Raw genomic sequence first — 22,698 nt, 5'->3', positions numbered from 1 at the left:
CGTCTGCAAATGCGCCGCGGCCTATGTGCCCCTGGATATCAACGCCCCGGCCCAGCGCCAGGCCTTCATGGTGGAAGACAGCGCCAGCGTGCTGCTGCTCAGCCGCAGCGACCAGGTGCTTGCGTGCCCGGCCAGAAGGGTCGACCTGGACCGCCTGCAACTGGCGCCATTGCCCGGGCACAACCCGGACCTGGCGCAGTCGTCCGAGACCGTGGCCTACATCATGTACACCTCCGGCTCCACCGGCGTGCCCAAGGGCGTGCGGGTGCCGCACCGGGCCATCAGCCGCCTGGTGCTCAACAACGGCTATGCCGATTTCAACCCCGAGGACCGGGTGGCCTTCGCCTCCAACCCGGCCTTCGACGCCAGCACCATGGATGTCTGGGGCGCCTTGCTCAATGGCGGCCGGGTGCTGGTGATCGATCACTACACCCTGTTGGAGCCTGCGCGTTTCGGCCAGGCCCTGAGCACGGCCGGGGCCACGGTGCTGTTTGTCACCACGGCGCTGTTCAACCAGTACGTGCAACTGATTCCCGAGGCCCTCAAGGGCCTGCGGATTCTCCTCTGCGGCGGCGAGCGTGCCGACCCGGCGGCCTTTCGCCGCCTGCTGGCGCTGGCGCCGCGGCTGCGCCTGGTGCACTGCTACGGCCCCACCGAAACCACCACCTACGCCACCACCCATGAAGTCACTGCCCTGGCCGATGACGCCGAGCACGTGCCCATCGGCCGGCCGATCGGCAACACCCGGGTGTATGTCCTGGACGCCCAACAGCGGCCGCTGCCCATCGGTGCCCCGGGGGAGATCGTGATCGGCGGCGACGGAGTGGCCCTGGGTTATCTCAACCGCCCCGAACTCAATGCCGAGAAATTTATCCGCGACCCTTTCAGCGAACAGCCCGGGGCCTTGCTGTACCGCACCGGGGACATTGGCCGCTGGCTGGGCAACGGCCTGCTCGAATGCCTGGGGCGCAACGACGATCAGGTGAAGATCCGTGGCCTGCGCATCGAACTGGGGGAAATCGAGGCGCGCCTCACTGCCTGCGCCGGGGTCAAGGAGGCCGTGGTCCTGGCCCGGGAAGACGAGCCCGGGGACAAGCGCCTGGTGGCCTACTACACCCTGCAGGCGGACGCCGCGCCGCTGCCGGCCGAAGCCCTGCGCGCGGCCCTGCAGCAGCAACTGCCGGACTATATGGTGCCCCTGGCCTACGTGCAGTTGCAGGCCTTGCCCCTGACCAACAACGGCAAGCTGGACCGCAAGGCGCTGCCGGCGCCGGCCCCGTCGGCCCTGCTCAGCCGTGAATTCGTCGCCCCCCGGGGCGAGGTGGAAATCGCCCTGGCGCGGATCTGGAGCGAGCTGCTCAAGGTGGAGCAGGTGGGGCGCCACGACCACTTCTTCGAACTGGGCGGGCACTCGCTGCTGGCGGTGAGCCTGATCGAGCGCATGCGCCAGATCGGCCTGAGCGCCGATGTGCGGGTGCTGTTCAGCCAGCCGACCCTGGCCGCCCTGGCCGATGCCGTGGGCAGCGGCCGGGAAGTGCAGGTGCCGGCCAACCTCATCAGCGCTGATTGCCCGCGCATCACCCCGGACCTGCTGCCCCTGGTGGAACTGGACCAGGAGGCCATCGACCGGGTGCTGGCCAGCGTGCCGGGCGGTGTGGCCAATGTGCAGGACATCTACCCCCTGGCGCCGTTGCAGGAGGGCATTCTCTATCACCACCTGAGCGCCGGGCAGGGCGACCCCTACCTGCTGCAATCGCGCCTGGCCTTCGACAGCCTGGAGCGCCTGCAGCGTTTCGCCGGGGCCCTGCAGCAGGTCATCACGCGCCATGACATCCTGCGCACCGCGGTGCTCTGGGAAGGCCTGCCGCAACCGCTGCAAGTGGTCTGGCGCCATGCCGAGCTCCGGGTCGAGGAACAGCACCTGGACCCGGCCGAGGGTGACCTGCTGGCGCAGTTGCAGCAGCGCTTCGACGCCCGTCACTGGCGCCTGGACCTGGCCCAGGCGCCGCTGATCCGCCTGGTCTATGCGCGAGAGCCCGGGCAGCAGCGGGTGCCGGCGATCCTGCTGTTCCACCACCTGGCCCTGGATCACACCGCCATGGAGGTGATCGGCGAGGAAATGCGCGACCTGCTGTTCGACCGCGCGCAGCACCTGGGCACACCGGTGCCGTACCGCAACTATGTGGCCCAGGCACGCCTGGGTGCCGGGCAGGCGGAACACGAGGCGTTCTTTCGCGACATGCTCGGGGACATCGACGAGCCGACCCTGGCCTTCGGCGTAGAGGATGTACAGGGTGACGGCCTGGGTATCGAAGAGGCCGAGCTGGTGCTGCCCGAGGCCCTGAGCCAGCGCCTGCGGCAACAGGCGCGGCACCTGGGGGTGAGCGCCGCGGCCCTGATGCACCTGGCCTGGGGCCTGGTGCTGGGGCAGTTGGCCAACCGTCGCCAGGTGGTGTTCGGCACCGTGCTGATGGGCCGCATGCAGGGCGGCGCGGGCGCCGACCGCGCCCTGGGGGTGTTCATCAATACCCTGCCGCTGCGGGTCGATGTGCAGGGCAGCGTGCGTGCCGCGGTCAAGGCCACCCACGCCCGGCTCAGCGCCTTGCTCGGCCATGAGCACGCCTCCCTGGCCCTGGCCCAGCGCTGCAGCGCGGTGGCGGCCGGCGCGCCGCTGTTCAACACCTTGCTCAACTACCGTCACAGCGTGCCGAACACGGCGGCGCCGGACGGCCTGGATATCTGGCAGGGCGTCGAACTGCTGGGGGGCGAGGAGCGCAGCAACTACCCGCTGAGCCTCAGCGTCGATGACCTGGGCGAAGGCTTCAGCCTGGCGCTGCTGGCCCAGGCCGGAATCGGTGCGCAGCGTGTCGGCGCTTATATGCAAAGTGCCCTGGAGCAACTGGCCCAGGCCCTGGAACACAACCCGCAGGCGGCCCTCGAACAGTGCTCGGTGCTGCCGCCACAAGAGCGCGAGCAACTGCTGGAGGGCTGCAATGCCAGCACCGCCGACTACCCCCGCGGGCAGACCCTGCACGGGCTGTTCGAGGCGCGAGCGGCACAGGCTCCCGACGCCGTGGCGCTGGTGCAGGGGCCGTTGCGCCTGAGCTACCGCCAGCTCAACCAGCAGGCCAATCAGTTGGCCCGGCAACTGCTGGAGTTGGGCGTGCACCCAGACGATCGCGTGGCCCTGTGCCTGCAACGCGGGCCGCACTTGCTGCGGGGCATGCTGGCGGTCCTCAAGGCCGGGGCGGCCTATGTGCCCATCGACCCGAGACTGCCGGCCGAACGCATCGCCTATCTGCTGCAGGACAGCGCGCCGCTGGCGGTGCTGGTGCAAAGCGCCACCCGCGAGCTGCCGGGCAGCCTTGCGGTGGTGTCGATCGATCTCGATGGGGTTGCCTGGCAGGAGGCCGAGCAGGGCAACCCGCTGCTGTCGCACCTGACCCCGGCGCACCTGGCCTATGTGATCTACACCTCCGGTTCCACTGGCCTGCCCAAGGGCGTGATGGTGGAGCACCAGAGCCTGGAAAACCTGGTGCACTGGCACTGCGCGAGTTTCGACCTGGGCCCGGGGCGGCACAGCTCCAGCGTCGCCGGCCTGGGCTTCGACGCCATGGCCTGGGAGGTCTGGCCGACCCTGTGCAGCGGCGCGACCCTGCACCTGCCGCCCGCCGAAGTGGGCAGCCAGGATATCGAAGCGCTGCTGCACTGGTGGCGCGCCCAGCCCCTGGATGTCAGCTTCCTGCCGACCCCGGTGGCCGAATACGCCTTCAGCCAGGGGCTCGGCCACCCCACACTGGACACCTTGCTGATCGGTGGCGACCGCCTGCGCCAGTTCGCCGCCGACCCGGGTTTTGCAGTGATCAACAACTACGGCCCCACCGAAGCCACGGTGGTGGCCAGCTCCGGGCGGATCGAGGCCGGTAGCGCCCTGCATATCGGCCGGCCCGTGGCCAATGCGCGGCTCTACCTGCTGGACGAACTGCAGCGCCCGGTGCCCCAGGGGGTCAGTGGCGAGCTGTATGTGGCCGGCGCCGGGGTGGCCCGGGGTTACCTCAACCGCCCGCAAATGACCGCTGAACGCTTTCTCAACGACCCCTTCAGCGCCGAGCCCGAGGCACGCATGTACCGCACCGGTGACCTGGCCCGCTGGCGCGCCGACGGCAACCTCGACTACCTGGGGCGCAACGACGACCAGGTGAAGGTGCGCGGCATGCGCATCGAACCTGGGGAAATCGAGGCGGCGCTGCTCACCCATCCGGCCCTCAAGGAAGCCCTGGTGCTGGTCCGCGAGGGGCGCCTGCTGGCCTATTTCACTTCCCGTACCGAGGGTGTGCAAGCCGCCGCCGAAGACCTGCGCGACCACCTGCAAGGCCGGCTGCCGGACTACATGCTGCCGGTGGCCTATGTGCGCCTGCCGGCCATGCCCCTGACCGCCAACGGCAAGCTCGACCGCAAGGCCCTGCCACCGCCGGGGGAAGAGGCCTGGCTGAACCGGGAATTCGTGGCCCCCGAAGGCGAGGTGGAACAGGCCCTGGCGCGGATCTGGAGCGAGGTGCTGCAGGTGGAGGCGGTGGGGCGCCATGATCACTTCTTCGAACTGGGCGGGCATTCGCTGCTGGCGGTGAACCTGATCGAACGCATGCGCCAGATCGGCCTGGACGCCGACGTGCGGGTGCTGTTCGGCCAGCCGACCCTGGCTGCGCTGGCGGCTGCGGTGGGCAGTGGCCGCGAGGTCGCGGTCCCGGCCAACCGGATCACCGCGGATTGCCCGCGCATCACCCCGGACCTGCTGCCGCTGGTGGAACTGGAGCAGGAAGCCATCGACCGAGTGGTGGCCAGCGTGCCCGGCGGCGTGGCCAACGTGCAGGACATCTACCCCCTGGCGCCGTTGCAGGAGGGCATCCTCTATCACCACCTGAGTGCCCGGCAGGGCGACCCCTACCTGCTGCAATCGCAGCTGGCCTTCGCCAGCCGGCAACGCCTGGATGATTTCGCCGCAGCCCTGCAGCGGGTGGTCGAGCGCCACGACATCCTGCGCACCGCGGTGCTCTGGGAAGGCCTGAAGCAGCCGCTGCAAGTGGTCTGGCGCCAGGCAGGTGTGCAGGTGCAAGAGGTGCAAGCGAACCCCGCCCAGGGCGAGGTCCTGGAGCAACTGCAGGCGCGCTTCGACGCCCGGCACCTGCGCCTGGACCTGACCCGGGCGCCGCTGATGCGCCTGGTGTATGCCCAGGACCCGGCCCGCCAGCGCATCGTCGCCATCCTGCTGTTCCATCACATGGCCCTGGACCACACCGCCCTGGAGGTGGTGCGCGAGGAAATCCAGGCCTGCCTGCTGGGGCAGTCGCCCGCGGGCACGGCGATTCCCTATCGCAACTACGTGGCCCAGGCGCGCCTGGGTGTGAGCCGTGAAGAGCACGAGGCATTCTTTCGCGAGATGCTCGGCGATATCGATGAGCCGACCCTGCCGTTCGGCCTGCAGGACGTGCAGGGCGATGGCGATGCCATCGAAGAGCGCCAGCAGGCCCTGGAGCCGTCACTGAGTGCGCGCCTGCGGACCCAGGCCCGGTTGCTGGGGGTGAGTGCGGCGAGCCTGTTCCACCTGGCCTGGGCCCGGGTCCTGAGCGTCACCTCGGGCCAGGACCGGGTGGTGTTCGGCACCGTGCTGCTGGGGCGCCTGAGCGCCGGGCAGGGCGCCGACCGGGCCCTGGGCATGTTCATCAACACCTTGCCGCTGCGGGTCGACCTGGATGCGCGTGGCAGCCGTGCCGCGGTCAAGGACACCCACGCCCGGCTCAGTGCCCTGCTGGGTCATGAACACGCCTCCCTGGCCCTGGCCCAGCGTTGCAGCGGGGTGGCCGCGCCGCTGCCGCTGTTCAGTGCCATGCTCAACTACCGCCACGGCAGCGACGGGGTGCCGAACCAGGCCGTGCAACAGGCCTGGCAGGGCATCGAGACCCTGCACAGCGAGGAGCGCACCAACTACCCCCTGAGCCTCAACGTCGACGACCTGGGCCAGGGGTTCCGTCTCACCGCCATGACCCTGGCGCGGATCGGTGCCGAGCGTATCTGCGGCTACATGCAGCAGGCCCTGCTGGCCCTGGTGGAGAACCTGGAGACGGCGCCGCAGCGGCCCCTGCGCGAGGTGCCGATCCTGCCGCCGCAGGAGCGTCAGCACCTGCTGCAAGGGTTCAACGCCACGGCCGTGGATTACCCCCTGGAGCAGACCCTGCACGGGCTGTTCGAGGCTCAGGTACGGCGCAGCCCCGAGGCCACTGCGGTGCAGGCCGGCGAGCAGCAGCTGAGCTACGGCGAACTCAACCGGCGCGCCAACCAGCTGGCCGGGCACCTGCTGCAACTGGGCGTCGGCCCCGACAGCCGAGTGGCGATCTGTGTCGAGCGCGGGCTGGAAATGGTGGTCGGCCTGCTGGCGATCCTCAAGGCCGGCGGCGCCTATGTGCCCATCGACCCGGGCTACCCCGCCGAACGCATCGCCTACATGCTCGACGACAGCGCGCCCCTGGCGGTGCTGGCCCAGGGCGCGACCCGGGCTTTGCTCGGCGAACTGGCGCGGCCCCTGGTGGACCTCGACCAGCTGGCCTGGAGCGGGCCGGCGCCGGGCAACCCGCAAGTAGAGGGGCTGACCCCGGGGCACCTGGCCTATGTGATCTACACCTCCGGTTCCACCGGCCAGCCCAAGGGCGCGATGAACGAGCACCGGGCCGTGGTCAACCGCCTGTTGTGGATGCAGGCGCAGTACCGCCTTGGCACCGAGGACGCGGTGTTGCAGAAGACCCCGTTCAGTTTCGACGTCTCGGTCTGGGAGTTCTTCTGGCCGCTGTTCACCGGCGCGCGCCTGGTGATGGCGCGCCCCGACGGGCACAAGGACCCGGCCTACCTGCGCCAGGTGATCCGCGAGCAGGGCATCAGCACCTTGCACTTCGTGCCCTCGATGCTCGATGTGTTCCTGGCCCAGGGCGAGGGCGCCGAGGACCTGGGCCTGCGCCAGGTGATGTGCAGCGGCGAGGCACTGCCGGGCAGCCTGGTGCGGCGCTTCAAGCAGCAACTGCCACAGGTGGCATTGCACAACCTCTACGGCCCCACGGAGGCCGCGGTGGACGTCACTGCCTGGGATTGCAGCGGCCCGCTGGCCGATACCCCGGACCACACGCCCATCGGCAAGCCCATCGCCAATACCTGCATCTACCTGCTGGACGCGCAGATGCAGCCGGTGCCCCTGGGGGTGGTGGGCGAGCTGTACATCGGCGGGGTGCAGGTGGCCCGGGGTTACCTGAACCGCGAGCAGTTGAGCGCCGAACGTTTCCTCAAGGACCCGTTCAGCCAGGAACCGGGGGCGCGCCTGTACCGCACCGGCGACCTCGGGCGCTATCAGGCCGACGGCACTATCGAGTACCTGGGGCGCAACGACGACCAGGTGAAGATCCGCGGCCTGCGCATCGAACTGGGGGAGATCCAGGCGCGCCTGACCCAGCTGGAGGAGGTCAAGGAGGCGGTGGTACTGGCCCGCGAGGATGTGCCCGGCGACCAGCGCCTGGTGGCCTACTACACCACCGTTGCCGGGCAGCCGGCCCTGGCGGTGGAACAACTGCGCCGGGCGCTGCTGGAACACCTGCCGGAGTTCATGGTGCCGGCGCTGTTCGTGCACCTGGCGGCGCTGCCCCTGAGCGCCAACGGCAAGCTGGCGCGCAAGGAACTGCCGGCCCCGGGGCTGGAGGCGGCCCAGGTGCGCGAGTACGAGGCCCCGGTGGGCGACACCGAAATCGCCCTGGCGCGGCTGTGGGCCGAACTGCTCAATGTCGAGCGGGTGGGGCGTCACGATCATTTCTTTGAACTGGGTGGGCACTCACTGCTGGCGGTCAGCCTGATCAGCCGCATGCGTGAGCTAGGCATGGAAGCCGATGTCCGGGCGTTGTTCGAACAGCCGACCCTGGCGGCCTACGCGGCCATGACCGAACGAATGGAGATCGTCCTGTGAGCGTGATCGAACTGTTGGCGACACTGAAGGAAAAGGATGTGCAACTGGTGCTCAAGGACGACCAGCTGGTGGTCCAGGGCAACAAGCAGGCTCTGAGCGAGCCGCAGCTGCTGGCCCGCTTGCGCGAGCACAAGCCGGAGCTGATCGAGCTGATCCGCGCCGGCCAGTATTCGCCGAGCAAGGCCGGGCAGGTGCAGGTGCCGGCCAATGGCATCACCCCGGGCATCAGCCGCATCACCCCGGCGATGCTGCCCCTGGCCAACCTCGACCAGGAGGCCATCGAGCGCATTGTCGCCAGCGTCCCGGGCGGGGTCGCCAACGTGCAGGACATCTACCCCCTGGCGCCCCTGCAGGAAGGCATTCTCTACCACCACGTCAGTGCGCAGCAGGGCGACCCCTATGTGATGCAGGCGCAGTTCGCCTTCGCCAGCGAGGAACGCCTGGAAGCCTTTGCCGCAGCCCTGCGCGGGGTCATTGCGCGGCACGACATCCTGCGCACCGCGGTGCTCTGGGATGGCCTGGAGCAGCCGATGCAGGTGGTCTGGCGCGAGGCCGGGCTGGAGCTGCAAGAGGTCGAGACCGACCCTGCGGCCGGTGAGGTTCTGGCCCAGTTGCATGCGCGTTTCGACGCCCGCCACTATCGCCTGGACGTCAGCCAGGCGCCGCTGCTGCGCCTGGTGCATGCCCGGGATGAAGCCGGGCAGCGCATCGTCGCCATGCTGCTGTTCCACCACATGGCCCTGGACCACAGCGCCCTGGATGTGGTGCGCCACGAGATGCAGGCCTTCCTCACCGGGCAGGCCGAGCGCCTGGGGCCGGCCATGCCGTTTCGCAACTACGTGGCCCAGGCGCGGCTGGGCATCAGCGAGCAGGAGCACGAAGCGTTCTTCCGCCAGATGCTCGGCGATATCGACGAGCCGACCCTGCCTTACGGCCTGCAGGATGTGCAGGGCGATGGCCGGGCCATCGAGGAATGCACCCAGGCCCTGCCAATCGAGTTGAGCCAGCGCCTGCGGACCCGGGCCCGGCTGGCCGGGGTCAGCGCGGCCAGCCTGTTCCACCTGGCCTGGGGCCGGGTGCTGGGCACCCTGGCGGGCAAGCACAAGGTGGTGTTCGGCACTGTGCTGATGGGCCGCCTGCAAGGCGCCGAAGCCACCGAGCGGGCCCTGGGGATCTTCATCAACACCTTGCCGTTTCGCCTGGATGTGGACAGCCAGGGCCTGGGCGAGGCCCTCAAGGCCACCCATGCCCGGCTCACCACCTTGCTGCGCCACGAACACGCGGCCCTGGCCCTGGCCCAGCGTTGCAGCGGCGTGAGCGCACCGACCCCGCTGTTCAGCGCCTTGCTCAACTACCGGCACAGTGCTGCCGGGGCCAGTGCCGCGGCCCAGGCCGCCTGGGCCGGGATCAGCACCCTGAGCTCAGAGGAGCGCACCAACTACCCCCTGACCCTGAGCGTCGACGACCTCGGGCAGGATTTCAGCCTGACCCTGCTGGCCAGCACCCAGGTCGACCCGCGGCGCATCCTCGGCTACCTGCTGTGCACCCTGGAGAACCTGGCCCAGGCCCTGGAGCAGACGCCGCAACTGGCCCTGGAGCAGTTGCCGATCCTGCCGGTGGCGGAGCGCGAGCAAGTGCTGGAAGGCTTCAACCGCAGCGCGGTGGACTACCCCCCGGGGCAGGCTATCCATGGCCGCATCGAGGCCCAGGCGCAGCGCACCCCAGACGCCCTGGCGGCCTGCTACCAGGGCCGCTCGCTGAGCTATGCCGAGCTCAACCGACAGGCCAATGTCCTGGCCCGGCAACTGCGCGGGCTGGGGGTGCAGCCCGATGACCGGGTGGCCATCGTTGCCCGGCGCAGCCTGGAAACGGTGGTGGGCCTATTGGCGATTCTCAAGGCCGGGGCCTGCTATGTGCCCATCGACCCGGCCCACCCGGCCGAGCGTCTGAACTACCTGCTTCAGGACAGCGGCCCGCGGGCGGTGCTGACCCAGGCCGAGCTGCTGGGGCGCCTGCCGGCCCTGGCGGTGCCGGTGATCGAACTCAACCAGCGGTTGTGGCTCGATCAGACGGCGGACAATGCCCAGGTGCCGGGGCTGAGCGCGGCCAACCTGGCCTATGTGATCTACACCTCCGGCTCCACCGGCCTGCCCAAGGGGGTGATGGTGGAGCACCGGACCCTGGGCAACCTGGTGGACTGGCACTGCCAGGCCTTCGACCTGCGTCCCGGCAGCCAGGCCTCGTGCCTGGCCGGCTTCGGTTTCGATGCCATGGCCTGGGAGGTCTGGCCGGCGCTGTGTGTGGGCGCGACCCTGCACCTGGCACCGGCCCAGGACGGCAGCGAGGACCTGGATGCCTTGCTCGCCTGGTGGCGTGCCCAGCCCCTGGACGTGAGCTTCCTGCCGACCCCGGTGGCCGAGTACGCCTTCAGCCAGGAGCAGGGCCACCCGAGTCTGCGCACCCTGCTGATCGGCGGCGACCGCCTGCGCCAGTTCAGCCACGACCAGGGCTTTGCCCTGATCAACAACTACGGCCCCACCGAAGCCACGGTGGTGGCCAGTTCCGGGCCGATCCACGCTGGTGGCGAGTTGGACATCGGCCGGCCGGTGGCCAACGCGCGCATTTACCTGCTGGATTCCCAGCAGCGCCCGGTGCCCATCGGCGTCGCCGGTGAGCTGTATGTGGGCGGCGCCGGGGTGGCCCGGGGTTACCTCAACCGCCCGCAATTGACCGCCGAACGCTTTCTCGACGATCCCTTCAGCGACCAGCCTGGGGCGCGCATGTACCGCAGCGGCGACCTGGCGCGCTGGCTGGCGGACGGGCGCATCGACTACCTGGGGCGCAACGACGATCAGGTGAAGATCCGCGGCGTGCGCATCGAGCTGGGGGAAATCGAGACCCGCCTCTGCCAGTTCCCCGGTATCCAGGAAGCGGTGCTGCTGGCCCGCGAGGACCAGCCGGGCAACCCGCGGCTGGTGGCCTATTTCACCCAGCAGCAGGACGTCGCCCTGGACGTGGCGCAGTTGCGCGCCCACCTGCTGGCGCAGTTGCCTGACTACATGGTGCCGGTGGCTTATGTACGGCTCGACGCCTTGCCCCTGACCGCTAATGGCAAGCTCGACCGCAAGGCCCTGCCGGCGCCGGATCAGGCGGCGCTGTTTGGCCGTGAATACCAGGCCCCGCAAGGCGCTACCGAAACCACCCTGGCCGCGATCTGGCAGGAGGTGCTGCACCTGCCGCGGGTCGGGCGCCAGGATCACTTTTTCGAGCTGGGCGGCCATTCGCTGCTGGCCATGCGCATGGTGTCCCAGGTACGCCAGCGCCTGGGGGTGGAACTGGCCCTGGGCGAGCTGTTCGCCAATGCCGAGCTGAGCGCGGTGGCCGCGGTGCTGGAGCGCGCCGGGCGCAGCCATCTGCCGGAGATCTTCCCGGCGGTGCAGGATCACGACCTGCCGCTGTCCTTCGCCCAGCAGCGCCTGTGGTTCCTGGCGCAGATGGACGGTGCCGCCAGCGCCTACAACATTCCCATCGGCCTGGGCCTGCGCGGGCAGCTCGATCGCTCGGCGCTGCGCCAGGCGCTGCAGGCCATCGTCAGCCGCCACGCCACCTTGCGCAGCCGTTTCGTGCGCGTCGAGGATCAGCCCCAGGTGCTGATCGGGCCCCTGGACAGCGCTCTGGAACTGCACGAGGAAGACCTGCGCCAGGCGCCGCTGACCCTGGCCGGGCGGGTGCGTGCCGAAGCCGCCCAGGCCTTCGACCTGGAGCAGGGGCCGGTGATCCGCGCGCGCCTGCTGGCCCTGGCGGACGATCACCATGTGCTGCTCCTGACCCTGCACCACATCGTTGCCGATGGTTGGTCCATGGGCGTGCTGACCCGGGAGCTGGTGGCCCTGTACGAGGCCTTCAGCCAGGGCCGGCCCGATCCCTTGGCGCCGCTGGCGGTGCAGTACAGCGACTTTGCCCTGTGGCAACGGCGCTGGCTCAGCGGCGAGGTGCTGCAGCAGCAGAGCGACTACTGGCGCCAGGCCCTGGCCGGCGCGCCCAGCCTGCTGATGCTGCCCACCGACCGGCCGCGGCCGCAGCAGCAGGATTTCAGCGGTGGCAGCATCGAGCTGCTGCTGGACCGGGCCCTGAGCGACCAGCTCAAGGCCCTGAGCCAGCGCCATGGCTGCACCCTCTACATGACCCTGCTGGCCGGCTGGGGGCTGCTGCTGAGCCGCCTTTCGGGGCAGGACGATCTGCTGATCGGCAGCCCGGTGGCCAACCGCATGCGCGCCGAGGTGGAAGGGCTGATCGGGCTCTTCGTCAACACCCTGGCCCTGCGCCTGGACCTGGACCCGGGGCAGAGCGTGAGCGGGCTGCTGGCCCAGGTCCGGGCCCGCAGCCTGGAGGCCCAGGCGCACCAGGACCTGCCGTTCGAGCAGGTGGTGGAAATCGTCCGGCCCCAGCGCAGCCTGTCCTACAGCCCGCTGTTCCAGGTGGTGCTGACCTGGGTCGACAACTTCGCCCAGGACCTGCAACTGGGGGACCTGAAACTCGAAGGTGTGGCCGGGGCCAGCGCGGTGGCCAAGTTCGACCTGACCCTGAGCCTGGGAGAAAGCCAGGGGCAGATCCGCGGAACCCTGGACTACGCCACCGCGCTGTTCGATGAGGCCACGGTGCAGCGCTATGCCGCCTACCTGGTGCAGGTGCTGCGGGCCATGGTGGCCGACGATCAGCAATGCCTGGCCCAGGTGCAGTGGCTGGATGAGACCGAGCGCCGGCAACTGCTGGAGGATTTCAACGCCAGCGCCGTGGACTACCCACGGGGCCGGACCCTGGCCCAGCGCTTCGAGGCCTTTGCCGCTCGGCAGCCCGAGGCCACGGCCCTGCAGGTGGGAGCGCAGCGCCTGAGCTATGGCCAGTTGAATGCCCGGGCCAACCAACTGGCCTGGCACTTGCGGGAGCTGGGGGTGGGCCCGGATCAGCGGGTGGCGATCTGCGTCGAGCGCGGGCCGGGGATGGTGATCGGCCTGCTGGGGATTCTCAAGGCCGGTGGCGCCTATGTGCCCATCGACCCGGGTCACCCCGCGGAACGCATCGCTTACCTGCTGCAGGACAGCGCGCCGCTGGCGCTGCTGGTGCAGGGCAGCACCCGGGCCCTGGTGGGCCAACCGGCCATGGCCCGGGTGGACCTCGACCAGCCCGAGTGGCAGGCCCGCCCCGAGGGCAACCTGCAGGTGCCGGGCATGAGCTGCGCGCACCTGGCCTATGTGATCTACACCTCCGGTTCCACCGGCCTGCCCAAGGGCGTGATGGTGGAGCATGCCAGCCTGGAAAACCTGCTGGACTGGCATTGCCAGGCTTTCGACCTGGGGCCGGGGCGACATGCCTCCAGCGTCGCCGGTTTCGGCTTCGACGCCATGGCCTGGGAGCTCTGGCCGACGCTCTGCGGCGGCGCCACCCTGCACCTGCCGCCGGCCGGTATCGGCCACCAGGACCTCGACCAACTGCTGCACTGGTGGCAGGCCCAGCCCCTGGACCTGAGCTTTCTGCCGACCCCGGTGGCCGAATACGCCTTCAGCCAGGGCCAGGGCCACCCGACCTTGCGCACCCTGCTGATCGGCGGCGACCGCCTGCGCCAGTTCAGCCAGGAGCCGAGCTTTGCCGTGGTCAACAACTACGGCCCCACCGAAACCACGGTGGTGGCCAGCTCCGGGCGGCTGCTGGCCGGCGGGCCCCTGGACATCGGCCGGCCCATCGCCAATGCACGGATCTACCTGCTGGACCCGCAGCAGCGGCCGGTGCCCATCGGCGTCGCCGGTGAGCTGTATGTGGGCGGCGCCGGGGTGGCCCGGGGCTACCTCAACCGCCCGGAGCTGACGGCCGAACGCTTTCTTGAAGACCCCTTCAGCACCGTGCCGGGCGCACGCATGTACCGCAGCGGCGACCTGGCGCGCTGGCGGGCGGACGGGCGCATCGACTACCTGGGGCGCAACGACGACCAGGTGAAGGTGCGTGGCGTACGCATCGAGCTGGGGGAGATCGAGACCTGCCTCAACCGCCTTCCGGGCATCCGCGAGGCGGTGCTGCTGGCCCGGGAAGACCAGCCGGGGCAGACCCGGCTGGTGGCCTATTTCAGTGCAATCCCCGGCGCCGAGCCGAGCCCGGCCGAGCTGCGCAGGCGCCTGCTGGAGCAACTGCCGGAGTACATGGTGCCGGCGGCCTATGTGCACCTCGCTGCCTTGCCCCTGACCGCCAACGGCAAGCTCGACCGCCGGGCGTTGCCGCAACCGCCGCTGGAGGCGCTGCTGAGCCGGGACTATGTGGCCCCCGAGGGCGACAGCGAGATCGCCCTGGCGCAGATCTGGAGCGAGCTGCTGCAGGTCGAGCGGGTAGGGCGCCACGATCACTTCTTCGAACTGGGCGGCCATTCGCTGCTGGCCATGCGCATGCTGTCCCAGGTGCGGCAGCGCCTGGGGGTGGAGCTGGCCCTGGGCGAGCTGTTCGCCAATGCCGAACTGTGCGCCGTGGCCGCGGCCCTGGCCCGGGCCGAGCGCAGCAGCCTGCCGGACCTGCTGCCGGCGCCGCGCAACCAGCCGCTGGCGCTGTCCTTCGCCCAGCAGCGCCTGTGGTTCCTGGCGCAGATGGAAGGGGCCAACACCGCCTACAACATTCCCATCGGCCTGCGCCTGCGCGGGCCACTGGACGGCGCGGCCCTGCAGCAGGCCCTGGAGCGCATCGTCGCGCGCCATGAAACCCTGCGCAGCCGCTTTGCCCAGTACGGTGACGAAGCCCAGGTGCTGATCGCCCCGGCCGAATCCGGGCTGGAGCTGCTGCTGGAAAACCTGCGGGGCCACCCCCAGGCCAGCGACGCCTTGCAGGCCCTGGTGCAGGGCGAGGCCTCGGCGCCGTTCGACCTGCAACGCGGGCCGCTGATCCGCGGGCGCCTGGTCAGCCTGGCGGACGACCACCATGTGCTGTTGCTGACCCTGCACCATATCGTCAGCGACGGCTGGTCCATGGGCGTGCTGACCCGGGAACTGGTGGCGCTGTACCAGGCCTTCAGTCGTGGCCTGCCCGACCCCCTGGCGCCGCTGGCGGTGCAGTACAGCGACTTTGCCCACTGGCAGCGGCACTGGCTCAGTGGCGCGGTGCTGGAGCAGCAGGCGCAGTACTGGCGCCAGGCCCTGGAGGGGGCGCCGCCGTTGCTCATGCTGCCCACCGACCGGCCACGGCCGGCCCAGCAGGACTACGCCGGCAGCAGCGTCGAGGTGCGCCTGGATGCGCAATTGACCGCCGGCCTGCGAGCCCTGAGCCAGCGCCATGGCACCACCTTGTACATGACCCTGATGGGCGCCTGGGCGCTGCTGCTGGGGCGGCTCTCGGGGCAGGCCGAGGTGGTGATCGGCACCCCGGTGGCCAACCGCATGCGCGCCGAGGTGGAAGGGTTGATCGGGCTGTTCGTCAACACCCTGGCCCTGCGCCTGGACCTGGAGGCGGCGCCCCGGGTCCAGGCGCTGCTGGCCCAGGTCCGCGCCCGCACCCTGGAGGCCCAGGCTCATCAGCACCTGCCGTTCGAGCAGGTGGTGGAGATCCTGCGGCCGTTGCGCAGCCTGTCCCACAGCCCGCTGTTCCAGACCCTGTTCACCTGGCAGAACGGCGACGGCCCGCAGCTGGAGCTGGGGGACCTGCAACTGGAGGGCATCCACGAGGCCAGCCACTTCGCCAAGTTCGACCTGTCCCTGAGCCTGGGGGAGGTGCAGGACCGCATCGAAGGCAGCCTGGAATACGCCACGGCGCTGTTCGATGAAACCACCATGCTGCGGTATGCCGGCTACCTGCAGCGGGTGCTGCAGGCCATGGTGGCCGATGAACAGATGCTGCTGGCACAGGTGCCGCTGCTGGATGCCGCCGAGCGCGAACAGCTGCTGCACGGCTTCAATGCCACCGCCCGCGACTACCCCCTGGAACAGACCCTGCACGGGCTGTTCGAGACCCAGGTGCTGCGCAGCCCCGAGGCCATCGCCGTGCAGGCCGGCGAGCAGCAGCTGAGCTACCGCGAGCTCAACCAGCAGGCCAACCAGCTGGCCGGGCACCTGCTGCACCTGGGCGTCGGCCCCGACAGCCGGGTGGCGATCTGCGTCGAGCGCGGGCTGCCCATGGTGGTGGGCCTGCTGGGCATCCTCAAGGCCGGCGGCGCCTACGTGCCCATCGACCCGGGCTACCCCGCCGAACGCATTGCCTTCATGCTCGACGACAGCGCGCCCCAGGCGCTGCTGGCCGATAGCGCGACTCGGCCGCTGCTGGGCAACCTGGCGCTGCCCCTGGTGGATCTCGACCAGCCGCAATGGCACCGCCAGCCCCGGGTCAACCCGCGGCTCAACGGCCTGACCCCGAGCCACCTGGCCTATGTGATCTACACCTCCGGTTCCACCGGCCGGCCCAAGGGCGCGATGAACGAGCACCGGGCCGTGGTCAACCGCCTGCTGTGGATGCAGGAGCAGTACCGTCTCACTGCCGAGGACGCGGTATTGCAGAAGACCCCGTTCAGTTTCGACGTCTCGGTCTGGGAGTTCTTCTGGCCGTTGTTCACCGGCGCACGGCTGGTGATGGCGCGCCCCGATGGGCACAAGGACCCGGCCTACCTGCGCCAGGTGATCCGTGATGAACGCATCAGCACCTTGCACTTCGTGCCCTCGATGCTCGATGTATTCCTGGCCTATGGCGACACCCGCGAATGCGCCGGCCTGCGCCAGGTGATGTGCAGCGGCGAGGCGCTGCCGGGCAGCCTGGTGCGGCGCTTCAAGCAGCAGTTGCCGCAGGTGGCGCTGCTCAACCTCTACGGCCCCACGGAAGCGGCGGTGGACGTCACCGCCTGGGATTGCGCCGGCCCGCTGGCACAGACCCCGGACAACACCCCCATCGGCAAGCCCATCGCCAATACCCGCATCTACCTGCTGGACGGGCAGATGCAGCCGGTGCCCCGGGGCGTGGTGGGCGAGCTGTACATCGGTGGGGTGCAGGTGGCCCGGGGTTACCTGAACCGCGAACAACTGAGCGCCGAACGCTTCCTCAAGGACCCGTTCAGCCAGGAACCGGGCGCGCGCCTGTACCGCACCGGCGACCTGGCCCGCTATCTGGCCGACGGCACTATCGAGTACCTGGGGCGCAACGACGACCAGGTGAAGATCCGCGGCCTGCGCATCGAGCTGGGGGAAATCCAGGCGCGCCTGACCCAGCTCGAAGGGGTCAAGGAAGCGGTGGTGCTGGCCCGGGAAGATGCGCCGGGCGACCAGCGCCTGGTGGCCTACTACACCACCGTTGCCGGGCAGCCGGCCCTGGCGGTGGAACAACTGCGCCGGGCGCTGCTGGAACACCTGCCGGAGTTCATGGTGCCGGCGCTGTTCGTGCACCTGGCGGCGCTGCCCCTGAGCCCCAATGGCAAGCTGGAACGCAAGGCCCTGCCGGCCCCGGGGCTGGAGGCGGCCCAGGTGCGCGAATACGAGGCCCCGGTGGGCGACACCGAGATCCTCCTGGCGCAACTCTGGGCCGAACTGCTCAAGGTCGAGCGGGTGGGGCGCCACGACCACTTCTTCGAGCTGGGCGGCCATTCGCTGCTGGCGGTGAGCCTGATCGGCCGCATGCGCCGGGCCGGGCTCTCGGCGGATGTGCGGGTGCTGTTCGGCCAGCCGACCCTGGCGGCCCTGGCCGCTGCCGTGGGCCGCGGTCGCGAGGTGCAGGTACCGGCCAACCTGATCTACCGCGACTGCCCGCGCATCACCCCGGACCTGCTGCCGCTGCTGGCACTGGACCAGGCCGCCATCGACCGGGTGGTGGCCACGGTGCCCGGCGGTACCGCCAATGTGCAGGACATCTACCCGCTGGCGCCGTTGCAGGCCGGCATCCTGTTCCACCATCTGGCGGCTGGAGCGGGTGACCCCTACGTGTTGCAGGCGCAGTTCGCCTTTGCCAGCACCGAGCGCCTGCAGGCCTTCGCCCAGGCCTTGCAGGGGGTGATCGAACGCAATGACATCCTGCGCAGCGCGGTGCTCTGGGAAGGCCTGGAGCAGCCGCTGCAAGTGGTCTGGCGCCAGGCGCCGCTGTGCTGCGAAGAGATCGCCCTGGAGCCTGGCGACGGCGAGGTGCTGGGCCAGTTGCAGGCGCGCTTCGACAGCCGTCGCTACCGCCTGGACATCGCCCAGGCGCCGCTGCTGCGCCTGGTGCATGCCGCCGACCCGGTGAACCAGCGAGTGGTGGCCCTGCTGCTGTTCCATCACCTGGTGATGGACCACGTGGCCCTGGAGGTGCTGCAGCACGAACTGCAAGCCTTCCTCCTGGGCCAGCAGCAGCGCCTGGGGGAAGCGGTGCCGTACCGCAACTACGTGGCCCAGGCGCGCCTGGGCATCGGCGAGGCCGAGCATGAGGCGTTCTTCCGCCAGATGCTCGGCGATATCGACCAGCCGACCCTGCCGCTGGGCCTGCAGGAAGTACCGGGAGGCAGCGCCGAACTCAGCGAAGCGCGCCAGCCCCTGGACCGCCTGCTGAGCCGGCGCCTGCGCTTGCAGGCGCGGCAACTGGGGGTCAGTGCCGCAAGCCTGATGCACCTGGCCTGGGGCCGGGTGCTGGGCAGCCTGGCGGGGCAGCAGCAGGTGGTGTTCGGCACCGTGCTGCTGGGGCGGATGCAGGGCGGCGAGGGCGCCGAACGGGCCCTGGGAGTGTTCATCAACACCTTGCCGCTGCGGGTCGATCTGGGCGAGTTGCCGGTGCGCGACGCCCTGCTGGCCACCCATGAGCGGCTGGCGCAGCTGCTTGGCCACGAACAGGCGCCGCTGGCCCTGGTCCAGCGTTGCAGTGGGGTGGAGCCGGGTACACCGTTGTTCAGCAGCCTGCTCAACTACCGCCACAGTGCCCCGGCGGCAAACCAGGCGGGGCAGGCCGGCAGTGCCTGGGAGGGCATGCAGTTGCTCAATGCCCAGGAGCGCAGCAACTACCCGCTGACCCTGAGCATCGACGACCTGGGGGACGGCTTCATGCTCACCGCCGTGGCCGCCGGGATCGATGCCCGGCGCATTTGCGACTACCTGCACGGCACCCTGGAACAGCTGCTGCTGGCCCTGGAGCAGCAACCGGAACAGGCTATCGGCCAGGTGCCGGTGCTGCCGCAGGCCGAGCGCCGACAGGTACTGGAGGGCTTCAACGACACGGTGCGCGACTACCCGCGCGAGCAGGTCCTGCACCAGTGTTTCGAGGAGCAGGTGCTGGCCCGGCCGCAGCAGGTGGCAGCGGTGCAGGGCGCCGAACAGCTCAGCTATATCCAGCTCAACACCCGGGCCAACCAACTGGCCCAGCATCTGCTGCAACTGGGGGTGCAGCCCGGGGATCACGTGGCGCTGCTGCTGCCGCGCTCCCTGGACCTGCTGGTGAGCCAACTGGCGGTGAGCAAGTGCGGCGCCGCCTATGTACCGCTGGACGTCAACGCCCCGGCCGAGCGCCTGGGGTTCATGCTGGCCGACAGCGGGGCGCCGGTGCTGCTCAGCCACAGCGAGCGGGTGCTGGAAGCCGCGGTGCAACGGGTCGACCTGGACCGCCTGCGCTTCGACCGGCTGGCCGGGCACAACCCGAACCTGGCGCTGTCGTCCGAGGCGGTGGCCTACGTCATGTACACCTCCGGTTCCACTGGAGCGCCCAAGGGCGTGCGGGTGCCGCACCGGGCCATCACCCGGCTGGTGATCAACAACGGCTATGCCGATTTCAACCCCGAGGACCGGGTGGCCTTCGCCTCCAACCCGGCCTTCGACGCCAGCACCCTGGAGGTCTGGGGGCCGCTGCTCAACGGTGGCCGGGTCGTGGTGGTGGACCACGCGACATTGCTGGACCCGCACGCCTTCGGCTCGCTGCTGGAACGCACCGGGGTCAGCCTGCTGTTCCTCACCACCAGCCTGTTCAACCAGTACGTGCAACTGATTCCCCAGGCCTTCAAGGGGCTGCGCATGCTGCTCTGTGGCGGCGAACGGGCGGATGCCACGGCCTTCCGGCGGATCCAGGCCGAGCTGCCGCACTTGCGCCTGGTCAACGGCTACGGGCCCACCGAGACCACCACCTTTGCCGTGACCCATGAGCCCGGTGAGCTGGCGGCGGATGCCGACAGCGTGCCCATTGGCCGGCCGCTGTCCAACACCCGGGTGTACGTGCTCGATGCCCTGGGCCAGCCGCTGCCGGTGGGGGTGGTGGGGGAGCTGTACATCGGGGGTGATGGCGTGGCCCTGGGCTACCTCAACCGTCCGGACCTGTCGGCGCAGAAGTTCCTCATCGACCCGTTTCACCAGCAAACCCAGGGCACCGCTGCGCCGGCCCTGATGTACCGCACCGGCGACCTGGGCCGCTGGCTGGAAAATGGTCTTCTGGAATGCATCGGGCGCAATGACGAGCAAGTGAAGATCCGCGGCCTGCGCATCGAACCCGGGGAAATCCAGGCGCAGTTGGCCCGCTTCCCCGGCCTGCGGGACGGCGTGGTCGTGGTGCGTGAAGACAGCCCCGGGGACAAGCGCCTGGTGGCCTACTACACCCTGCACGAGCACACCCCGGCGCCGGACGCGGAGCAACTGCGCAGCCACCTGCAACAGCAGTTGCCGGACTACATGGTGCCCCTGGCCTATGTGCACTTGCAGGCCTTGCCCCTGACCCGCAACGGCAAGCTGGACCGCCGTGCGCTGCCGGCGCCCGGCAGCGCGGCCCAGCTCGCCCAGGCCTATGCCGCGCCCCAGGGCGCGCTGGAGCAGGCCCTGGCCGGGCATTGGGCGGCGGTGCTGAAGCTCGAGCAAGTAGGGCGCCACGACCACTTCTTCGAACAGGGCGGGCATTCGCTCTCGGCCATCCAGTTGCTCAACCGCCTGCAACAGGCGGCGTTCGACGTGACCCTGGCGGAGCTGTTCCAGCACGCCACGGTGGCGGCCATGGCGCGCCTGTTGAGCGAGCGCACGGCCGCGCCGCGCTCCACCGAGCTGATCCCGGTGCGCACCGGCGGCAGTGGCCCGGCGCTGTTCCTGGTCCATGAGTTCACCGGGCTGGACGTGTATTTCCCGGCCCTGGGCCAGCACCTGGACGGCGATTTCCCGATCTACGGCCTGCCCGGCGTGGCGGTCGGCGAGCCGCAGTTGCGCACCCTGGAATGCCTGGCCACACGCTTGCTTGACGTGATGCGCAAGGCCCAGCCGCAGGGGCCGTATCGCCTGGCCGGCTGGTCCTTCGGTGGGGTCCTGGCCTATGAGATCGCCCAGCAGTTGCTGGGCCTGGACCAGGAGGTGGAGTTCCTCGGCCTGATCGACAGCTACGTGCCGCGCCTGACCGACCAGGGCAAGGCTCGCTGGTCTGGCGAGCACGCGCACAAGTGCCACCTGCTATTGCAGTGCCGCGCCTACTGGAGCGCCCAGGGCGCGGCCGGGGTGCAGCCCCTGGCGCACCTGGAACAACTGGAGGCGCTGCTGGAGCCACTGGACTTTGCCGACCTGCTGCAACGCTGCCGCGACCGGGGGCTGCTGTTCGAGCAACTGGCTACGGCGCCGCCGCAAGCGCTCGGCCATTACCTGGACCGCGAGGTCGCCCACGGCCATGCCCTGGCCCATTACCGGGTCCATCCCCTGGGCATGCCGGTGCATCTGTTCTGCGCCGCCGAACGGCCCACCGAGCTGTCCCGGCGCAGCCCGACCCTGGGCTGGGGCGAGATCCTGCCGGCGGGCGAACTGCACTGCACCAGCGTACCCGGGGACCACCTGAGCATGATGAAGGCGCCGCATATCCAGGCCCTGGGGCACGCCCTGGGCCAGGCCCTGGCGGCGGTCAGGGCCAAGGGCGCGGTGAGCGCTGTGCCGCACCAGCCCTTGCTGCGGATCCAGAGCGGGCGCCCCGGGCACACGCCGATCTTCTGCGTGCCCGGGGCCGGCGACAGCATCACCGGCTTTATCGGCCTGAGCGAGGCCCTGGGGGCCGAATGGCCGATCCTCGGCCTGCAGGCCCGGGGCCTGGACGGCTGCGGGGTGCCCCATGGCCAGGTCGAAGTGGCGGCCCGGCATTACCTGGAGGCGATCACCGCCGAGTACCCCGACGGGCCGCTGCACCTGATCGGCCATTCCTTCGGCGGCTGGGTGGCATTCGAGATGGCAGGGGCCCTGCAGGCCGCCGGTCGCGAAGTGGTGTCGCTGACCCTGATCGACAGTGAGGCTCCCGGAGGCAATGGCGCGCTAGGGCGGCCCTATACCACCACCGCGGCGCTGTGGCGCTTGATCGAATCCATGCAACTGGCAGCAGGCCAGGACATGGGCATCGACCCCGAGCGCTTCGCCGCCGAGGACGACGGCATGCAGATGCACCTGCTGCATGCCGGCATGGTACGGGTCGGGCTGTTGTCCCCGCGCGCCGACCCGCGGGCCATGCACGGCCCGGCGCGAACCTTCGCCAGCGCCCTGCGCACCCGCTACCAGCCTCTGCGCCCGTACCAGGGCAAGGTGCGCCTGGTGCTGGCGGATGACCCGAGCCTGGACGCCGCCGGCAACCGCCGGGAGCAGCAGGGGATGGTCCAGGGCTGGCGCCGGCAGGCTGCGCACCTGCAGGTGTGGTACGGCCCGGGCAACCACTTCAGCCTGCTCAAGGCGCCCAACGTCTACCACCTGGCGGCCTGGTGGCATGACGGCCTGGCGCTGCCCCAGGGGGAGGTCATGTCATAG

The 22,698-nt window shown here is 70.0% G+C and carries 2 protein-coding genes (1 of these 2 cut by a window edge); both read left to right on the top strand.

Translation table 11 applies throughout. From position 1 onward, the window contains the following. Positions 1-7,996, top strand: the 3' portion of a protein-coding gene (ofaB, locus tag BLS75_RS18270; RefSeq protein ID WP_072451504.1) for an orfamide A non-ribosomal peptide synthetase OfaB. The gene continues 5,108 nt to the left of window position 1, outside the view; the window shows 7,996 of its 13,104 coding nt (coding positions 5,109-13,104); its start codon lies off the left edge, out of view; the stop codon is at positions 7,994-7,996. Beyond that, on the top strand, positions 7,993-22,698 hold the full coding sequence (ofaC, locus tag BLS75_RS18265) for an orfamide A non-ribosomal peptide synthetase OfaC (protein WP_072451503.1): 14,706 nt from the start codon (positions 7,993-7,995) through the stop codon (positions 22,696-22,698). Before ofaB ends, ofaC begins: the two co-directional genes overlap by 4 nt.

The organism is Pseudomonas sp. NFPP12, from assembly GCF_900103205.1.
GTDB classification, from domain to species: Bacteria; Pseudomonadota; Gammaproteobacteria; order Pseudomonadales; family Pseudomonadaceae; genus Aquipseudomonas; species Aquipseudomonas protegens.
This window is presented reverse-complemented; position numbering and strand designations above follow the sequence as displayed.